The organism is Streptomyces sp. W1SF4, assembly GCF_003950035.1.
GTDB classification, from domain to species: domain Bacteria; phylum Actinomycetota; class Actinomycetes; order Streptomycetales; family Streptomycetaceae; genus Streptomyces; species Streptomyces racemochromogenes.
This window is the reverse complement of sequence record NZ_CP034350.1, coordinates 5,795,531-5,811,580: the sequence shown is the minus strand read 5'-3', so window position 1 is coordinate 5,811,580 and position 16,050 is coordinate 5,795,531. Positions and strand designations below refer to the sequence as shown.

Annotated in this window: 14 protein-coding genes; all 14 read right to left on the bottom strand. The window is 75.2% G+C overall.

Annotated features, from left to right (window positions below):
• Window positions 1–25: 25 nt before the first annotated feature.
• Entirely contained in the window at window positions 26–2,587 is a 2,562-nt protein-coding gene (locus D1J60_RS27190; protein WP_241253407.1) for an ABC transporter permease, read from the bottom strand.
• Window positions 2,587–3,366 carry an ABC transporter ATP-binding protein gene (locus D1J60_RS27185; RefSeq protein ID WP_125599765.1) on the bottom strand — a complete coding sequence of 260 codons (780 nt, stop codon included), beginning with the start codon at window positions 3,364–3,366 and terminating at the stop codon, window positions 2,587–2,589. Before D1J60_RS27185 ends, D1J60_RS27190 begins: the two co-directional genes overlap by 1 nt.
• A 205-nt stretch (window positions 3,367–3,571) precedes the next feature.
• A complete protein-coding gene (locus D1J60_RS27180) occupies window positions 3,572–4,270 on the bottom strand; it encodes a hypothetical protein (RefSeq protein ID WP_125822850.1) in 699 nt (232 codons plus the stop codon).
• Between the two features lie 154 nt (window positions 4,271–4,424).
• Entirely contained in the window at window positions 4,425–5,246 is an 822-nt protein-coding gene (locus D1J60_RS27175; protein WP_125822849.1) for a 4'-phosphopantetheinyl transferase superfamily protein, read from the bottom strand.
• Between the two features lie 31 nt (window positions 5,247–5,277).
• On the bottom strand, window positions 5,278–6,675 hold the full coding sequence (locus tag D1J60_RS27170) for a nucleotide pyrophosphatase/phosphodiesterase family protein (protein WP_125822848.1): 1,398 nt from the start codon (window positions 6,673–6,675) through the stop codon (window positions 5,278–5,280).
• The gene (eboE, locus tag D1J60_RS27165; RefSeq protein ID WP_125822847.1) at window positions 6,672–7,886 is read right to left on the bottom strand and encodes a metabolite traffic protein EboE; all 1,215 of its coding nucleotides are present in this window, start codon (window positions 7,884–7,886) and stop codon (window positions 6,672–6,674) included. Before eboE ends, D1J60_RS27170 begins: the two co-directional genes overlap by 4 nt.
• 20 nt (window positions 7,887–7,906) lie before the next feature.
• Window positions 7,907–8,764 carry a TatD family hydrolase gene (locus tag D1J60_RS27160; protein WP_125603945.1) on the bottom strand — a complete coding sequence of 286 codons (858 nt, stop codon included), beginning with the start codon at window positions 8,762–8,764 and terminating at the stop codon, window positions 7,907–7,909.
• A 30-nt stretch (window positions 8,765–8,794) separates the two neighbouring features.
• Complete coding sequence (locus tag D1J60_RS27155; RefSeq protein ID WP_125822846.1) at window positions 8,795–9,478, bottom strand: EboA domain-containing protein; 684 nt, start codon at window positions 9,476–9,478, stop codon at window positions 8,795–8,797.
• Entirely contained in the window at window positions 9,475–10,371 is an 897-nt protein-coding gene (locus D1J60_RS27150; RefSeq protein ID WP_125822845.1) for a sugar phosphate isomerase/epimerase family protein, read from the bottom strand. Before D1J60_RS27150 ends, D1J60_RS27155 begins: the two co-directional genes overlap by 4 nt.
• Window positions 10,368–11,252 (bottom strand): SCO3242 family prenyltransferase, encoded by an 885-nt coding sequence (locus D1J60_RS27145; protein ID WP_206436673.1) that lies wholly within the window; start codon window positions 11,250–11,252, stop codon window positions 10,368–10,370. Before D1J60_RS27145 ends, D1J60_RS27150 begins: the two co-directional genes overlap by 4 nt.
• 95 nt (window positions 11,253–11,347) lie before the next feature.
• Entirely contained in the window at window positions 11,348–12,547 is a 1,200-nt protein-coding gene (locus D1J60_RS27140) for an inositol-3-phosphate synthase (RefSeq protein ID WP_125822844.1), read from the bottom strand.
• Window positions 12,548–12,639: 92 nt separating this feature from the next.
• Window positions 12,640–13,428 (bottom strand): Tat pathway signal sequence domain protein, encoded by a 789-nt coding sequence (locus tag D1J60_RS27135; protein ID WP_125598721.1) that lies wholly within the window; start codon window positions 13,426–13,428, stop codon window positions 12,640–12,642.
• Between the two features lie 197 nt (window positions 13,429–13,625).
• Window positions 13,626–15,041: an MFS transporter gene (locus tag D1J60_RS27130; protein WP_241253406.1), complete on the bottom strand. Its 1,416-nt coding sequence runs from the start codon at window positions 15,039–15,041 to the stop codon at window positions 13,626–13,628.
• Window positions 15,038–16,048, bottom strand: coding sequence for an ornithine carbamoyltransferase (locus tag D1J60_RS27125; RefSeq protein ID WP_241253405.1), 1,011 nt, complete (start codon window positions 16,046–16,048; stop codon window positions 15,038–15,040). The genes D1J60_RS27130 and D1J60_RS27125 overlap by 4 nt, the downstream gene beginning before the upstream one ends.
• Window positions 16,049–16,050 lie beyond the last annotated feature (2 nt).

Below are 16,050 nucleotides of genomic sequence, written 5' to 3'. Positions count from 1 at the left end.
GCCGGCCCTCCGGCCGTGGTGGCCGCTACTGGCGCGAGCCGATGACGTCCGCGGGGCGGCCCGCCAGGGCGAGCCGGCCCGGGACCAGGGTGGCCAGGGCGGTGAGCACCGCCGCGAAGCCCAGCACCCCGAGGTACATCCAGGGGTCGATCGACGGGGACGCGGAGCCGGTCATCCCGACGCTGAAGGCGGTGAGCACCGCGAAGGCGATGCCGGTGCCGAGCACGGCGGAGATGAGGACCACCAGGGCGGACTCGATGCGGAGCATGCCCATCACCTGCCGGCGGGTGGTGCCGACGAGCTGGAGCAGGGCGAACTCGCGGATGCGGTCGGAGACCGACATGGCCAGGGTGTTGACCACGGCGATCGCGGTGAAGGCGATGATCAGGCCCATCGCCACGTAGTTGACCTCGGCGTTGGACTGCTGGACCTCGGCCTGCAGGTCCTCGACCTGGTCGCGGTCGAGGACACCGACACCGGGCAGGGCGCCGACGGCCTTCTGCAGCTCGGCGCGGCCGGGCTTGCCCTCGCCGGCGGTCTTGACCAGCAGCGAGGAGGCGAGCGGGTTGTCGACGTGCTTGACGACCAGTTCGTGGGACATCGTCAGGTCGCCGAAGCCGAGCCCGCGGTCGTAGACGGCCGCGACGGTCAGCTCGGTCTCGGTGCCGTCGCCGAGGGTCAGTTTCAGCGTGTCCCCCGGCTTCTTGCCGAGGTTGTCGGCGGCGACGTCGCTGAGGGCGACGGACTGCGGTCCGAAGCCGTCCAGCGTGCCGACGCTGACGCCCGGGTCCCAGGTGTGGGTCAGGCCCTGCGTGGACACGCCCTGGGCCGGGTACTTCTCCAGGCCGACGCGCACGGAGGTGCGTACGACCTCGGTCACCGCGGACACGCCGGGGACCCGGCGGAGGCTGTCCGCGGCCTGGGCGGGCACCCCGGGGCCGGCCGAGCCGACGACCCAGTCGGCCTTGTTGCCGGCCTTGGCCTGGGCGGTGGCCGCCGCGCCCATGGTGGTCTGGACGAAGAACACCGTGCAGGCCATGCCGATCAGCAGGGCCAGCGGGGTGACCGCGGCGGACAGCCGCTTGGTGTTGGCGCGGGCGTTGGCGGTGGCCAGGTAGCCGCCGACCCGGGAGGCCCTGAGGGGGACCCCGAGGACGGCGACGGCGATCCGGGCGATCAGCGGCCCGAGCAGCGACACCGCCACCGCGAGGACCACGACCGACAGGAAGGTCACCGGGGTGGAGGCCGGTTCGCTGCGCAGCACCGAGAGGACCGCGAGCAGGACGATGCCGCCCGCCAGGAACGCGGCGCCGGCGCCGAGCCGGCCCCAGGCGAAGTTCCGCTGTTCCATGGCCGCTTCGGACAGGGCCTCGGCGGGGCGGATGCGGGCGGTGCGGCGGGCGGAGATGCGTGCGGCCGCCCAGGCTCCCAGCAGGGCCGCGCCGATCGCCGCGAAGAACGGGAAGACGCTGAAGGTGACTTCGAGGGTGTCGGGGATGGCCTTGAAGCCGACGAACTTGCCGTGCAGCCAGTAGGCGATGGGCAGGCCGGTGACCGAGCCGAGTACACCGGCGAGGGCGCCGACGATCAGTGCCTCGCGGCCGATGAGCTGGCGGACCTGCTTGGGCGTCGCCGCGATGGCGCGCAGCAGGGCCAGTTCGCGGTAGCGCTGCTGGATGGACAGGGCGAAGGTGCCGACGACCACGAGGATCGCGACGAGCAGCGAGGTGCCGCCGATGGCGCCGCCCATGGAGACCAGCTTGATGCGGGCCTTGGCGGCGTCGAGGAACTCGACCGGGCCGCGTTCGCCGCCGGTGACCACCTGGGCGGTGGTGCCGTCGAGGGCCTTCCTCACCTGCTGGGCGAGGTCCGCGGTGGACACGCCGGGCTTGGCCAGGACGCCGACCACGGCGACCTGGCCGGCGCGGCCGGAGAGCCGCTCGGCCTCGGAGTCCGAGAAGAACAGCGAGGTCTGCTGTTCCAGGTCGCCGCCGGCGGGCGCGGCGATGCCGCTGACGCGGTACTTGCGCGGTGAGCCGGTGGCCTGGACGGTCAGTTCGGTGCCGGGCTTGATGCCGGCCCGGCGGGCGAGTTCGCGGTCGACGACGACCTCGTCGGCGCCGGCCGGGGCGGCGCCCTCGGACAGGGCGAAGGGGGTCAGGGCCGCGGAGGTCCAGGAGTGGCCGTAGGAGGGCTTTCCGTCGACGCCCGGCACGACCTGCCCCTTGGGGCTCACCGCGTAGGCCGGGAAGGTGACCTCGGGCAGGGCGGCCTTGACGCCGGGCAGCGAGCCGAGGGTGGCGGCGGTGTCGGCGGGGAGCCAGACCCGCTCGCCGAGCGGCTTCTCCTTCTCCTTGGTCTTGGTCTTGTCACCCTTGTTCTTGACGGTGACCTGGTGGACGTTCTGGTCACCGCCGACGATCACCGGGGCACCGGCGTAGCGCTCGGTGCCGATCTCTCCTCTTAAACCCGTCTCCAGGAGGATGCCGCAGGCCGTGACGAGCGCGGCGGCGCAGAAGAGGGCGAGGAAGGCCCCGATGAAGCCGCCCTTGCGGGCGCGCAGGGTCTGCAGGGCATAGCGCAGCATCAGGCCCACGCTCCCAGGTGGGTCATGCGGTCGGCGACGCGGTCGGCGGTGGGGGCGTTCATCCGGTCGGCGATGCGGCCGTCGGCGAGGAAGAGGACGGTGTCGGCGTAGGAGGCGGCGACCGGGTCGTGGGTGACCATGACCACGGTCTGGCCGGTCTCGTCGACGCAGGACCGCAGCAAGGAGAGGATCTCCTTGGCGGTAACGGTGTCGAGGGCGCCGGTGGGCTCGTCGCCGAAGATGACGTCGGGGCGGGTGATCAGAGCGCGGGCGATGGCGACGCGCTGCTGCTGGCCGCCGGAGAGTTCGGCGGGCCGGTGGGTGGCGCGGCCGCCCAGGCCCACGCGGGTGAGGATCTCCTCCAGCCAGGCCGGGTCGAGGCGCTCGCCGGCCAGGCGCAGCGGGAGCTCCACGTTCTGGCGCACCGACAGGGCCGGGATGAGGTTGAAGGCCTGGAAGACGAAGCCGATGCGCTGTCGGCGCAGCTTCGTCAGCTGGGTCTCGTTCATCCCGCCGAGTTCGGTGTCGCCGATGTAGGCCTTGCCGCTGGACGGCTTGTCGAGGCCGGCCGCGCAGTGCAGGAAGGTCGACTTTCCGGAACCGGAGGGTCCCATGACGGCCGTGAACGAGCCGCGCTCGATGCCCACCGAGACCCCGTCAAGGGCGCGTACGCCGCGCCCGCTCTTTCCGTACTCCTTCACGACCCCGTCCAGGCGCAGCGCGAACCCGGGGGATCCGGTGCTGCTCTGCCCACGGAGGCTGTTCGTCTGGGTCCGCATGCGCGACCAGTCCTTCCCATGCGTTTGAGGGGGGTTTGTCAGCAGCCCCATCCGCCCAAGTCGGCGGATGCAACACGCCGATCCTTGGGGGCGGGTCTATATTCCCTCTACGCGAGGAGGCCCCGGGCGCCGGTTTCCGGCCGGGGGCGGTGCCCTCCGGCCAAAGCCGTGCGGTCCGGGGCCGTTCGGTGAGCGGGGAGAGCGGTCAGCGGGGGCGGGGGCCCCGGCCCCGGCCTCGGGTGAGGCGGTACGCGAGGGCGGCGAGGGTGGCGGCGGCGCACAGGACGTAGCAGGCGACGACCCAGCCCGCGGGGGTGCGGCCGGCGCCGAGTCCGTGGACGAGGCCGGCGGCCCAGCCGGCGTAGGCGGCGCCGTGCAGGAGGCGGAAGGGGCGGATCCAGCGGCGGGTGGCGAAGACGCCCCGCCACAGGCCGGTGAGCAGGGCGAGGACGAAGAGCTGGGCGGCCAGGGTGCCGAGGTCGACCAGGAGGTCCCCGCTCCCCCAGCCGAGTACGGCGTCGGCCGCGCCGATCTTCCGGCCGGCGACCTTGACGCCGATGTGGACGAGGAGGAAGCCGACGCCGGCCAGGCCGGCCGCGCGGTGCAGGAGCTGGGCGAACTGCCGCTGGGCGGGGGTGAGTACGTCGCGGAAGACGGTGGTGAGGCCGAGCATCACGGAGCCGGAGAGCGCGACGAGCGCGAACACGCCGGCCATCCGGTCCAGGAACTCCTGGACGGCGCCGCCGGCGAGGGGGCCCGCGCACAGCAGCAGGGCGACGACGAGCAGCCCGCCGGTGACGGCCGCGGCCCCGGGGGCGGGGGTGTGCGGGGGCCCCGGCCGGGCCGGGGCGGGCGCGGCGGCGGGGGCCGGGTCGGCGGTGCGGGTGGCGGTGGGCTGAGCCATGGGAGCTCCGGGAAGAGTCGGTCCTCCGTGCGGGGAGGCGGGGTCTGCCGGCCGGGCCCGGCGGCCGGTCGGTTCGGGCCGGAAAGCGGGGCCCGGGGCCGGGGCCCGCTCCCGGGGGCCCCGGCCGGGGCCCCCGGGAGGTGATGGCGGGGGCCTACGCCGGGCGGTGGCGGTGGACCGGGCCCAGGGGGGAGCCGTCCACCGGGCGGGCCAGGGAGGCCGACCAGTTGCCGTCCAGGTCGAGGTCGTCGATCTGCCAGCGGCTGACCTCGCCCTGGTAGCCGTGTTCCACCTCGACCGGGCCGGCCGTGCCCGGGGTGACGTCCAGGGCGTTGAGGTCGATGCCGAGCAGCCCCAGCCCCACCCCCTTGAGCACGGCCTCCTTGCGGGTCCACACCCGGTGGAAGGCCGCGGTCCGCTCCGGTCCGGCCGGCAGCGACAGGATGTAGGCGTGCTCGGCGGGGGCGAGGACGACATTGGCGAGGGAGCCAGACTCCACGGGCCGCAGCGCCTCGACGTCCACGCCGATCCAGTCCCCCGCGTGCAGGGCGAGCACCCCGCAGCCGCTGGTGCGGGTCAGGCTCACGGCGAGCCCGACGGCGGGGCTCGCCACGGCCGGCGGGCCGTGCTCCAGGTCCCCGCAGCCGGGGCAGACGCGGCGGCCGAGGGCCACCGTACGGGCCTCCACCCCCAGCAGCTCGCCGATCGCGCGCCGGGCGGCGGCCCGGGTCCGGATGAACGCGGCGGCGTCCTTCTCGGCCCGGTAGCGGCGGGCGCGTACCTGCTCGACCTCGTCCAGCAGGTCGAAGTCGGCCTGGTCCACCCGGTCCTCGAGCGGCCACCACCACACGTGTGCCTCGCCCGTGGCGCGCAGTCTCGCGGCCTGCCGTGCGGCCGTCACGGGCACGGGCAGTACACCGGTCGTGGCGGTGTGGTCGATGCGGCCGCGCACGGCGGTCAGGGTCTGGCTCGTCATCGGGTCCTCCTCTCCCCCCTTGAGGGCGTTGTCAGGTGAGTCCGCCCAGGCTCAGGAGCAGGTCCTTCACCTCGGTGGCGTGGTAGCGGGGCCGTTCCCGGGACGGGTCCGAGCAGAGCAGCACGGGCCCGTCCCGGTCGTCGCCGGGCAGCCGTCCGTGGCTGCCGCGGACGCAGCCGGGGTCGAGCGGCACCACCTGGAGCGGTGCGCGCATCCCCGCCTTCTTCTTCAGCACCGCGAGGGCCGCCTTCGCCTTGGCCGCCGGATCGGCGGGGTCGAAGAACAGCTCGGCCGGGTCGTAGCCCGGCTTGCGGTGGATCTCGACGCCGCGCGCGAAGTCCGGGGCGCGGGCGTCGTCGAGCCAGTAGTAGTACGTGAACCAGGCGTCGGGCTCCGAGACGGCGACGAGCTCGCCGGCGTTCGGGTGGTCGATGCCGTAGTCGGCCTGCTGGGTGCGGTCCCAGAGCTCGTCGACGCCGTCCAGGGACTTCAGTACGTCGCGCACGCGCGGGATGTCGCCCGGGTCGGCGACGTAGACGTGGGCGGCCTGGTGGTCGGCGACGGCGAAGGCCCGGGAGGTGTACGGGTCGAGGTACTCCATCCCGCGCTGGGCGTAGACGGACAGCAGGCCCTCGCGGCGCAGCGCGCGGTTGATGTCGACGGGCCGGCTGACGGGCGAGATGCCGTATTCGCTGAGGGCGACGACGGTGGTGCCGCGGTCGCGCAGGTCGGCGAGGAGCGGCCCGAGGGCGGCGTCGGCCTCGCGGGCGGCGCGGACGGCCTCGGGGCTGTCGGGGCCGAAGCGCTGGAGGTCGTAGTCGAGGTGCGGGACGTAGATGAAGGACAGGTCGGGGTCGCGGGTGTCGGCGACGTGCCGGGCGGCGCCGGCGATCCAGCGGGTGGAGGTGAGCGAGGCGGTCGGCCCCCAGTAGTTGAAGAGCGGGAACTCGCCCTGGGCGGCGGTCAGTTCGTCGCGCAGGGCGGCGGGGACGGTGTAGCAGTCGGGGGCCTTGCGGCCGTCGTAGTGGTAGACGGGGCGCGGGGTGAGGACGGTGTCGACGTCCGCTCCCATGGCCCACCACCAGCACAGGTACGCGGTGGTGTGGTCCGGGTCGCGTCGGCGGGCGGTCTGCCAGACCTTCTCGCCGCGGACGAGGGCGTTGTGCTGGCGCCACATCATCACTTCGCCGTGGTCGCGGAAGTACCAGCCGTTGCCGACGGCGCCGTGTTCGCGGGGCAGGGTGCCGGTGGTGAGGGTGGCCTGGACGGTGGCGGTGACCGCGGGGAACACCGTGTCGAGCGCGGCGGCGAAGCCCTGCTCCCCGATGGCCCGGACGTTCGGCATGTGCGGCAGCAGCCGGGGGGTGAGGCCGACGGTGCACAGGACGGCGGTCTTGCGCCGCCGGCCGGAGGGGGTGGGGGCGGTCATGAGCCGGGCTCCTTCTGCGCGGCGGGGGCGGTCGGGACCGGGGCGGGCGCGGTGAGGCCGAGTGCGGTCAGCTCCCGCGCCGTCCAGGCGAGTTCGGCGGCGATGCCCCGGGCGAGGCCGGCGTCGCCGACGGGCCGGGCCGCCTCGGGCAGCACGGACCAGGTGTACGTCTCCACCTCGACGTGGTCGGTGACGGCGTGGTCCCCGCCGAACAGGGTCCGCAGGGTGTCGCGCAGCACCGGCCGGGTGGAGGCCAGCGGCGGGGCGGGCTCCTCGTGCAGCGGCACGTGGTAGTGGATGCGCCAGGGTGCCTTGCCGGGCAGGGCTCCGGCCAGGGCGGGCCCGAGGTCGTCGGAGCCGTGGAGGCCGGTGCCGTCGGGGCCGGCCTCGCGGGTCTGGTGCAGGAAGCGCGGCTCGGCGAAGGCCGCCAGCGCCTCCCGGACCCGGGGGTCCTGCGGGTCGGTGGCCTCCAGGGCGCTGGAGGCCTGGAGCTTGACGACCTGGAGTCCGGCGGAGAGCAGCCGGCCGACGGCGGTGGCGGGGTCCTCGTGCGCGACGGCGAGGTGGCAGGCGTCCAGGCAGAGCCCGATCCGGTCGTGGTCGGCGCCGGAGAGGACCGCGACGGCCTGCTCGGTGGTCTCGGCGACGCAGCCCGGCTCGGGCTCGACGGCGACGCGCACGGTGCGGCCGGTCTCCGCCTCGATCCGGGCGAGGCCGGCGGCCAGCGCGTCGAGGTTGCGGGAGGCGGCGGCCGTGCGGGTGCGCGACCAGGCGGTGCGCCAGGCCAGCGGCAGGGTGGAGATCGAGCCGCGCTCGGCGTCGTCGGGCAGCAGTCCGGCGAGGATCCGGGCCAGGTTCAGGGTGTAGTCGAGGCGTGCGGGCTCGGACCAGTCGGGGTAGTACACGGCCCGTTTGACCACGGACGCGTGGAAGCCCCGGTAGGGGAAGCCGTTGAGGGTCACCGTCTCCAGGCCGCGGGCGGTGAGCTCGCGGCGCAGCCGGGTGACGGCGGCCGGGTCGGCGGCGAGGGCGGCGGCCGCGCCGACGGGCAGCCACAGGCCGAGGCCGACGAGGGGTTCGCCGGTGGCCCGGCGGACCGGTTCGGCGTACGTGTCGAGCTGGGCGGTGATCCCCTCCAGGGTTTCCGCGGGGTGCACGTTGGTGCAGTAGGCGAGGTGGACGGCGGTGCCGTCCGGGTGGCGGAAGCGCATCAGGCGTTCCTTCCTCCTGATCAGTTTCCGCCGCGGGCGATGGAGTTGCCCGCGAAGAGGCCGGCGGCCTGGACGTCCGTGTAGCCGTCGAGGCCGAGGCGGCCGGACTGGGCGTAGAAGGCGACCGGGTTGCGCCACAGCACGCGGTCCACGTCGTCCTCGTCGAAGCCGGCGGCGAGCATGGCCTCGGCGGTGGCGCGGGTGAGCAGCGGGTCGCTGTGGCCCCAGTCGGCGGCGGAGTTGACGAGGATCCGCTCGGTGCCGTGCTCCTTGAGGATGGCGACCATGCGGTCCGGGGTCATCTTGGTGTCAGGGTAGATGGAGAAGCCCATCCAGCAGCCGGAGTCGCGGACCTCGCGGACGGTGACCTCGTTGAGGTGGTCGAGGACGACGAAGCCGGGGTCGATGCCGGACTCGCGGATCACGGCGAGGGAGCGTCCGGTGCCGCCGGCCTTGTCGCGGTGCGGGGTGTGGACGAGGGCGGGGAGGGCGAACTCGACGGCGAGGGCGAGCTGGACGGCGAAGGCGTGGTCCTCGGCCTCGGTGACGGTGTCGTAGCCGATCTCGCCGACGGCGACGACCCCGTCCTTGGCGAGGTAGCGGGGCAGCAGGTCCAGTACGGGAGTGCAGCGCGGGTCGTTCGCCTCCTTGGGGTTGAGGCCGATGGTGCAGTGGTGGCTGATGCCGAACTGGGCGGCCCGGTAGGGCTCCCAGCCGAGGAGGGCGTCGAAGTAGTCGGTGAAGCTGGCGGGTGAGGTGCGGGGCTGGCCCAGCCAGAACGCGGGCTCGACCAGCGCGCGCACGCCGGCGGCGTGCATGGCCCGGTAGTCGTCCGTGGTGCGGGACGTCATGTGGATGTGCGGGTCGAAGATGCGCATGGTCGGGCTCCGGTCGGGGTTGGTGGGACGTCAGTTGTCGAGGGTGGCCACGAGCCACAGGTCGGCCGGCACGGTGCGGTCGGCGGCGCGCCGTTCGGCGGCGAAGCCGTGGGCCATGCGGGCGAGTTCGGCGTCGCGGCGTTCGTGCAGGCCGGCCACCTTGGCGAGGGGGATGCCGGTGAACAGGCATTTGAGGACGGCCTGGCGCCAGCGGTACTGGTCGAGGTGGGCGCGGGCGTAGGGGCCGAGGGCGGCGGCGATGAGGCGGTTGTCGTTGGTGCGCAGGGCGTCGTCGGTGAGGTGTGCGGCGCGGGCGCCGACCGGCAGGAACGGCAGGGCGCGCAGGACGCCGCGGCGTTCGGCGGCGTCGCCGTGTGCGTAGCGTTCGGCGGCTTCGGCGGTCAGGGCGGCGCCGGAGGTGCCGTACCGGGTCAGGGCGAGCAGCAGGACGGTGCGTACGGCGTCCTCGACGGCCCAGTCGGCCCAGCCCGGCAGGGGGCCGCGGCCGTATTCGCGTCCGGCGGCGGGGAAGCGCCGGTCCAGGGCGGCGGGGCCGACGGCCGCGACGGCGTCCTCGGCGGCGGTGAGCCGGGTGCGGTGTTCCTGGTCGAGGACGGAGCGCAGGGACTCGCGGAGGGTGCGCAGGGTCAGCGCGTCGTGTACGGCGCTGTCCGCGAGGGTGGCGGCGGGCGGGGCGAGGGTGGGGGCGGTCATACCGGTACGGCCTCCTTCTGTGGGGTCCGCCGCTGCGGCCGCCGGCCGGCGGCGGCGTGCAGGAAGGCGATGCTGTGGCGGGCCGACTCCGCTCCGGCGTGGCTGTGGCGCGGGAGTTCGACGGAGACGAGGCCCTGGTAGCCGGCGTCGGCGAGGGCGCGCAGGACGGGCGGGAAGTCGATCTCCCCCTCGCCGAAGGGGAGGTGCTCGTGGGTGCCCCGGCGCATGTCCTCGATCTGGACGTGGGCGAGGCGGTCGGCGGCCAGGGCCACGCAGTCGGCGACGGGCCAGGGCTCCAGGCAGCGGCAGTGGCCGAGGTCCAGGGTGAGGCGGAAGCGGTCCGGCCGGCCGAGGTCGGCCAGCAGCCGGCGGTAGCCGGCGAGGTCGGCGACGAGCATGCCCGGCTCGGGTTCGAAGGCCAGGTCGATCCCGGCGGCCTCGGCGTGCGCGAGGGTTTCGGCGCAGCCGTCGACCAGCCGTCGCCAGGCCTCTTCGCGGGTGGTGTCGGGGTCGGGGGTGCCGCTCCAGAAGTGCACGGCTCGGGCGCCCAGGACGGCGGCGATGCCGACGGCCCGGCGCAGCAGGTCGAGGCGGAGCGCGCGGCCCGCCGGATCGGTGGTCAGCAGGGTGGGCCGGTGCTTGTGGCGCGGGTCGAGGAGGTAGCGGGCGCCGGTCTCGATTACGACGTCCAGGCCGGTGTCGTCCAGGGCGCGCCGGATCCCGTTCAGGCGGGCGGCGAGTCCGGGGGCGTACGGGTCCAGGTGCTGGTGGTCCAGGGTGAGCGCGACGCCCTCGTAGCCGAGGTCGGCGAGGAGGCGCAGGGCGTCGTCGAGGCGGTGGTCGGCGAGGCCGTTGGTGCCGTACGCGAAGCGGAGCGGGGCGGGTGCGCTCATGTCGGGGAGACCTTCCGGGCGAGCCGGCGCGCCACCGGCAGGGCGGCGGCGAGCGCGGCGGCGGGCCGGGGGGCTCCGGCCCGGGCGGCCAGGGCGGCCTGGAGGGGCAGGAGGGCGTGGATGCCGGCGCCGACGGCCCGCCGTACCTCGGGGGCGGCGGGGTGGCGGACGGCTCGGGCGAGGGCGGGTCCGTAGCCGGCGCCGTAGAGGGCGAGGGCGGCGCCCTGTACGGGTCCGGTGCCGCGGCGGAGGGTGCCCGCGGCCGCGGCGGCACAGGCCAGGGCGGTCAGGGCGGCCTCGTACGGCGGGGCGCCCGCGACCTCGTGGCGGCTGAGCCGGGTCAGGGCCAGGGTGTGGCCGGCGACGGCGGCGGCCGGTGCGAGGGCCGGGCGCAGGGGGCCGGGGCCGGTGCCGTGCAGGACGTCGAGGCCGCGGGCGGCGGCCATCACGGCGGGCCCGAGGGGGGTGTTCTTGGCCCCGAGGTCGTAGGCCCACACGGCGGCGGCCAGGGGCAGGGTCCGGGTGAGGACGGTACGGGTCCCGCCGGCGAGGGCGGCGGCGCCCAGTCCGGCGGCGGTGAGCGCGGCGGCCGTGGTGAGGGCGGCGCGGGGGCTGATCCGGCCGGACGGCAGGGGCCGTTCGGGCCGCTCGGCGGCGTCCTGTTGCCGGTCGGCCCAGTCGTTGAGGGCCATGCCCGCCCAGTAGAGGCAGACGGAGGAGCCGGCCAGGCCCAGGGTGCGGGGGCCGGCGCCGCGGCCCGCGGCCAGCGCCCCGGCGAGGACGTCGCCGGGGACGGTGATCGCGGCGGGCGCCCGGAGCAGCTCGGCGTAGGCGCGCAGGGTGCGGCGGGCCCGGAAGGCACGGCCGGGGAAGGGCGGCAGGTGCGCCGGCGTCTCGGTGGCGGTGGTGCGGGGGCGGGCCGCCGGCCCGGCCGTGGCGGCGGGGGCGGCGTTCGCGGCGGGGGCGGCCGCGGGGGTCACGGCCGGGCTCCGCTCAGCGGGTCCGGGCGTACCGGCGCGGGGGCGGTGGCCCAGGCGCGCAGGGTCTCGTACTGGAGGGTGAGGTTGTGCTCGGCGGAGCCGGCCGGGTCCTTGAAGAAGAAGCCGAGGGCGGTCAGCGCCCCGGCCTCGCCGCGCCGGCCGGCCAGCGCGGTGAGCCGTACGAGGTCCAGGACCAGCGGGGCGGCGAGCGCGGAGTCGCAGCCCTGCCAGGTGAACTGCATGGTCATGCGGACGCCGAGGAAGCCCTCGAAGGAGATGTGGTCCCAGGCGGTCTTCCACTCCCCCATCTCGGGGACGTTGTCGATGTGGGTCTGCCCCTGGACGGGGTGCCCGACGGTGTCCTCCAGGGCGCGCTGCTTGGACTCGGTCTTGGAGCGGGCGGCGGCCGGGTCGGCGAGGGTGGCGCCGTCGCCGCCGCCGAGCAGGTTGGTGCCGGACCAGGAGCGCAGGCGCAGCGCGCGCTGGGTGAACATGGGCGCGAGGGCGCTCTTGACGAGGGTCTCGCCGGTCTTGCCGTCGCGGCCGGCGTGCGGGACGCGGCGCAGCCGGGACAGTTCCTCCAGTGCGGGCAGGCCGGCGCCCGCCGAGGGGGTGAAGTTGACGTAGGAGCAGCCCGCGGTGAAGGCGGCGTAGGCGTAGAGGGAGCTGGGGGGCAGGGTCACCGAGCCGGCGGCGAGGCCCGCCTCGAGGGCGGCGAGGTCCAGGAAGGCCGGGTCGGGGTCGGGCAGCGGCTCCGTGGAGGAGACGTTGACGACGACGACCTGTTCCAGGGCGTGCCGGTCGCGGAAGGCGGCCATGTCCTCGGCGAGGCGGGCGGCGGTGTCCGACTGGGACTCGCCCGGGCGGGCGGATCCGTCGCGGATCTCCAGCTCGGCGGCGGCCAGCGGGGCGTCCAGCGCCCCCAGGACGGACGCGGGCAGCACTCCCGCGTCCACGAGCTGCCGGGCCCTCGCCGACAGCGGTGTGCCGACGACGTCGTGGCCGCCGAACACCAGGTCGGCGAGGGCCGGGAGGGGCGCGTCCGCGAAAGGGGGGGTTTCGGTGACGCACCCGACGGGGGAGGCGGCGCCCGCGACGACGGCGGCGGCGCCGGCGACGGCGGCCGTGGCGACCGAGCCGCGCGCGCCGACCATCCAGACGCCGATTCGGGGTGCTGATCCGGTCGTGTCTCGCATGGTGTGCCAATCCTCCTGAGCCGTAAGGAATCTGGTGCCGGGGTGTGGGGTCCGGGGCCCGTCCGGTACGGCGGACGGGCCCGGGGCGGGGGCTACTTGCCCAGGTCGGCCGGGTAGGGCCAGACGTCGAACGCCGCGGTGACCTTGGCGTCGGAGCGGCACAGCCACTTGGCGGTGACCTTGTTGACCACGTGCCTGGGCAGGTGCTTGTTGTCGTTGGCGTCGTTGACCGGCTTGCCGATCGACTGGAGCTCCCAGGCCGTGCCGGCGAGGCGGTTGATGTGCGCCCAGAAGCGGCGGTCGATGTCCAGCAGCTGGAAGGACTGCAGGTAGGCGTGCCAGCGGTGGTAGGCCTGGGTGGGGGTGGGCGGCGTGTAGTTCATCATGTGGACCTTGTTGCCGGCGGGGCGGCGCGGGTCGAAGAGGGTGCCCTGGCCGAACTCCTGGAAGGCGAAGACGAGGCCCTTCGGGTCGCGGCCGTACCACTTGTCGTAGACCTTCTTCTGCTCTCGGGAGAGCAGTTCGAAGTGAGCGCGGTTCGGCTGGATGATCTCGATCCAGCTGCGCGGGTAGCGGCCGCCCTTGCGGGTGGCGGCCCAGGCGTCGTACGACTTGGTGAACCCGCCGAAGGGGGCGGTGATCGCCCCGACCGCGGCCTTCATCTCCGCGCTGGGGTTGTAGTACGACATCTCGTCGTAGTCGTACCAGAACTCGCTCGCCCAGCGGTCGCCCACCAGGCCCTCGACCTTGGGCAGCTCCGGGCGGTGGCGGCCGTGGGCGGCGGCCGGCGTCGCACCGGCGAGGCCGACGGTGGCAGCGGCTCCGGCGACGCCGAGGGCGGTCCGCAGGACGCTCCTCCGGTCCATGGAGTTGAGCGGCATGGTCGTGCTCCTTCGGGGTCTGGCGCGGATGCGGACGGGCATTCGGGGTACTGCGATGACCTGTACTTTTCCGTGGCCCGCTATGGCCGCTCTATACGTTCCGTACGTGTGTCCGGGCCCGGGGAACGCGGCCGCGCAGGCCCCCTGGGCGGGGGCCTGCGCGGGTTCGGGGCGGGGGCGGGGCGGGGCGTGAAGGGCTACGCCTCCAGGGGGTTGCGGCGCAGGGCGGGCGAGAGCAGCGCGGCGAGCGCGGTGAGGCCCATGGCGGCGCTGAGGCCGAGGACGGTACGGGTGGGCCCGTACGCCTCCAGGGCGAAGCCCGCGGCGACGGGTCCGGCGGCCATGGCCCCGCCGCCGACCAGCATGGCGAGGGAGTTGGCCCTCCCCCGCATCCGGTCGGGGGCGACGCGGACCATGAAGACCCCGCCGGCGACGTTGAAGACGCCGCCGACGTAGCCGCTGGCCGCGAAGAGGGCGCCGAGGGCGAAGGGGTCCCGCAGGACGGCGACGGGCACCATGAGCGCCGTCCAGACGGCCAGCCCGCCGAGGACGAGGGTGCGCAGGGAGAACCGGGTGGCCCACCAGCCGCCGCTGATGGCGCCGACGAGCCCGCCGGCCCCGCTCAGCGAGAGGACGAGGCCGATCTCGAACTGCGAGCCGCCCTTCTCCTGGATCCCGGTCATCACCGCGAGGTTGAGGCCCTGGAAGAGCAGGTTGGAGACGGCCACGGCGGCCATGACGGCGCGCAGGAAGTGCTGGCGCCACATCCAGACGAGCCCCTCCCTGACGTCCGCGAGGAGGTCGGGGCGCGGGCCGGTCCGCTCGGCCTGGAGCTTGCCGCGGACCCCGAACAGCAGAGCCACGGACGCCAGTTGGCCGACGAGAGCCGCCACGTAGGGGAAGGAGGCCCCGAGGGCGACCAGGCCGCTGCCCAGGGGCTGGCCGGCGATGGCCGCGCCGCGGGTGCGGGCCTCGTTGCCGGTGAGGGCGGCGGGGAGCTGTCCGGCCGGGACGACGGCGGGGACGGCGGCCCGCTCGGCGAGCTGGTGCAGGACGCCGAGGGTTCCCTCCACGAAGGCGGCGGCGAGCAGGGCCCACAGCCAGACGTGGCCGCTGAGCAGCAGCGCCGCGACCGCCCCGGCGACCAGCGCCTGTCCGAGGCCGGCACCGAGCATGATCCGGCGCCGGTCCCAGCGGTCGACGAGGGCGCCGCCGGGGAGCTGGACGAGGAGCTGCGGGAGGAGCAGGGCGGTGCCGACCAGGCCGGCGTCGCCGGGCGAGCCGGTCAGCCACAGCACGGTGAGCGGGTAGGCCACGGCGGTGGCCCGCCCGGCGAGGAGCGACAGCCCGGCGCCGCCCCAGAGCAGCGAGAAGTCCCGGTTCCGCCGCAGCGGCACCACCTCGCCCCCGGCGGGGTCCCCGGCCTCCGCTTCGGTCACGTCCCCGGCCCGGGTGGGCTCGGCCGCAGCCGCGGCGGGGGCTCGCGTGACGGCCCCGGCGGGGGCGGCCGGACCCGGGTTCCCGGCGTCGGAGACGGCGTCGGCGTCGGCGGCCTCGTTCAGGTGCCACTGGAGGACCGCCGGGTCGGTCGCCGTCTTCGGCGGCGGGGTCACCGTACGGCCAGGGCGGGGCGGAGCCCGGCCAGGTCGTCCGCGGCGGCGTCCGGGCCGGAGTGGGTGTACTCCAGTACCGCCATCGCGCTGTGCATCTTGTTGGTGGCCTGGGCGAAGGCGATGCTCATCGGCCCGTCCAGCACCTCCGCGGTGACCTCCTCGCCCCGGTGGGCGGGCAGGTCGTGCATGAAGGCGGCGCGCGGGCTGCCCTCCCACAGTCCGGCGGTGACCTGGAACGGGGCGAAGATCTCCCGCCAGTTCGCGTCCGGCTTCTCGGTGCCCGTGGTCTGCCAGCGCGTCGTGTAGACGACGTCGAAGCCCTCGGGCAGCAGGTCCATGTCGTGCCGCTCCACGAGCACCGCGCCCGTCCGCTCGGCCTGGGCCAGCGCCCTGCGCGCGAGGGACGGCAGCAGCCCGTAGCCGGGCGGGGTGCGCAGTTCGAAGTGGACGCCCGGGAAGCGGGTGAGGGCCAGGGCGAGGGCGGCGGCGGTGTTGTTGCCCTCGCCGACGTACAGGATGCGCAGCCCCTCGATCCGGCCGAAGTGGCGCAGCAGGGTGGTGAGGTCGGTGAGGGCCTGGGTGGGGTGCTCCTCGGCGCTCATGGCGTTGACGACGGCCATCCGGTCCTGGGCGGCCCAGCCGCGCAGTTCGGCCTCGGGTCCGGCGGTGCGGGCGACGAGGACGTCGAGCATGCCGGACAGGACGCGGCCGGTGTCCTCGACGGACTCGCCGGTGTTGAGCTGGAGGTCGCCGGGGCCGTAGGCGACGGTCTTCGCGCCGACGCGCAGGGCGCCGGAGGAGAAGGCGGTGCGGGTGCGGGTGGAGGTCTTGGCGAAGTAGATGCCGGCGACGAGGCCGTCGAGGGCGTCGGAGCCGGTGGCGGTGCCGGCCGAGAACTGGGCTCCGCGGGCGACGATGCGGCGCAGGTCCAGGTCGGTGAGGTCGTCGATGGAGATCAGGTGGCGGGCGGGGCGGCGGCCCCGCCGGTCGGTGGTGTGGCGGTCCATCG

What these genes read in the sequence shown, in the direction of transcription:
- D1J60_RS27190 (WP_241253407.1), bottom strand. Translation starts at nt 2,587, where the DNA reads ATGCTGCGCTATGCCCTGCAGACCCTGCGCGCCCGCAAGGGCGGCTTC.
- D1J60_RS27185 (WP_125599765.1), bottom strand. Translation starts at nt 3,366, where the DNA reads ATGCGGACCCAGACGAACAGCCTCCGTGGGCAGAGCAGCACCGGATCC.
- D1J60_RS27180 (WP_125822850.1), bottom strand. Translation starts at nt 4,270, where the DNA reads ATGGCTCAGCCCACCGCCACCCGCACCGCCGACCCGGCCCCCGCCGCC.
- D1J60_RS27175 (WP_125822849.1), bottom strand. Translation starts at nt 5,246, where the DNA reads ATGACGAGCCAGACCCTGACCGCCGTGCGCGGCCGCATCGACCACACC.
- D1J60_RS27170 (WP_125822848.1), bottom strand. Translation starts at nt 6,675, where the DNA reads ATGACCGCCCCCACCCCCTCCGGCCGGCGGCGCAAGACCGCCGTCCTG.
- eboE (WP_125822847.1), bottom strand. Translation starts at nt 7,886, where the DNA reads ATGCGCTTCCGCCACCCGGACGGCACCGCCGTCCACCTCGCCTACTGC.
- D1J60_RS27160 (WP_125603945.1), bottom strand. Translation starts at nt 8,764, where the DNA reads ATGCGCATCTTCGACCCGCACATCCACATGACGTCCCGCACCACGGAC.
- D1J60_RS27155 (WP_125822846.1), bottom strand. Translation starts at nt 9,478, where the DNA reads ATGACCGCCCCCACCCTCGCCCCGCCCGCCGCCACCCTCGCGGACAGC.
- D1J60_RS27150 (WP_125822845.1), bottom strand. Translation starts at nt 10,371, where the DNA reads ATGAGCGCACCCGCCCCGCTCCGCTTCGCGTACGGCACCAACGGCCTC.
- D1J60_RS27140 (WP_125822844.1), bottom strand. Translation starts at nt 12,547, where the DNA reads ATGCGAGACACGACCGGATCAGCACCCCGAATCGGCGTCTGGATGGTC.
- D1J60_RS27135 (WP_125598721.1), bottom strand. Translation starts at nt 13,428, where the DNA reads ATGCCGCTCAACTCCATGGACCGGAGGAGCGTCCTGCGGACCGCCCTC.
- D1J60_RS27125 (WP_241253405.1), bottom strand. Translation starts at nt 16,048, where the DNA reads ATGGACCGCCACACCACCGACCGGCGGGGCCGCCGCCCCGCCCGCCAC.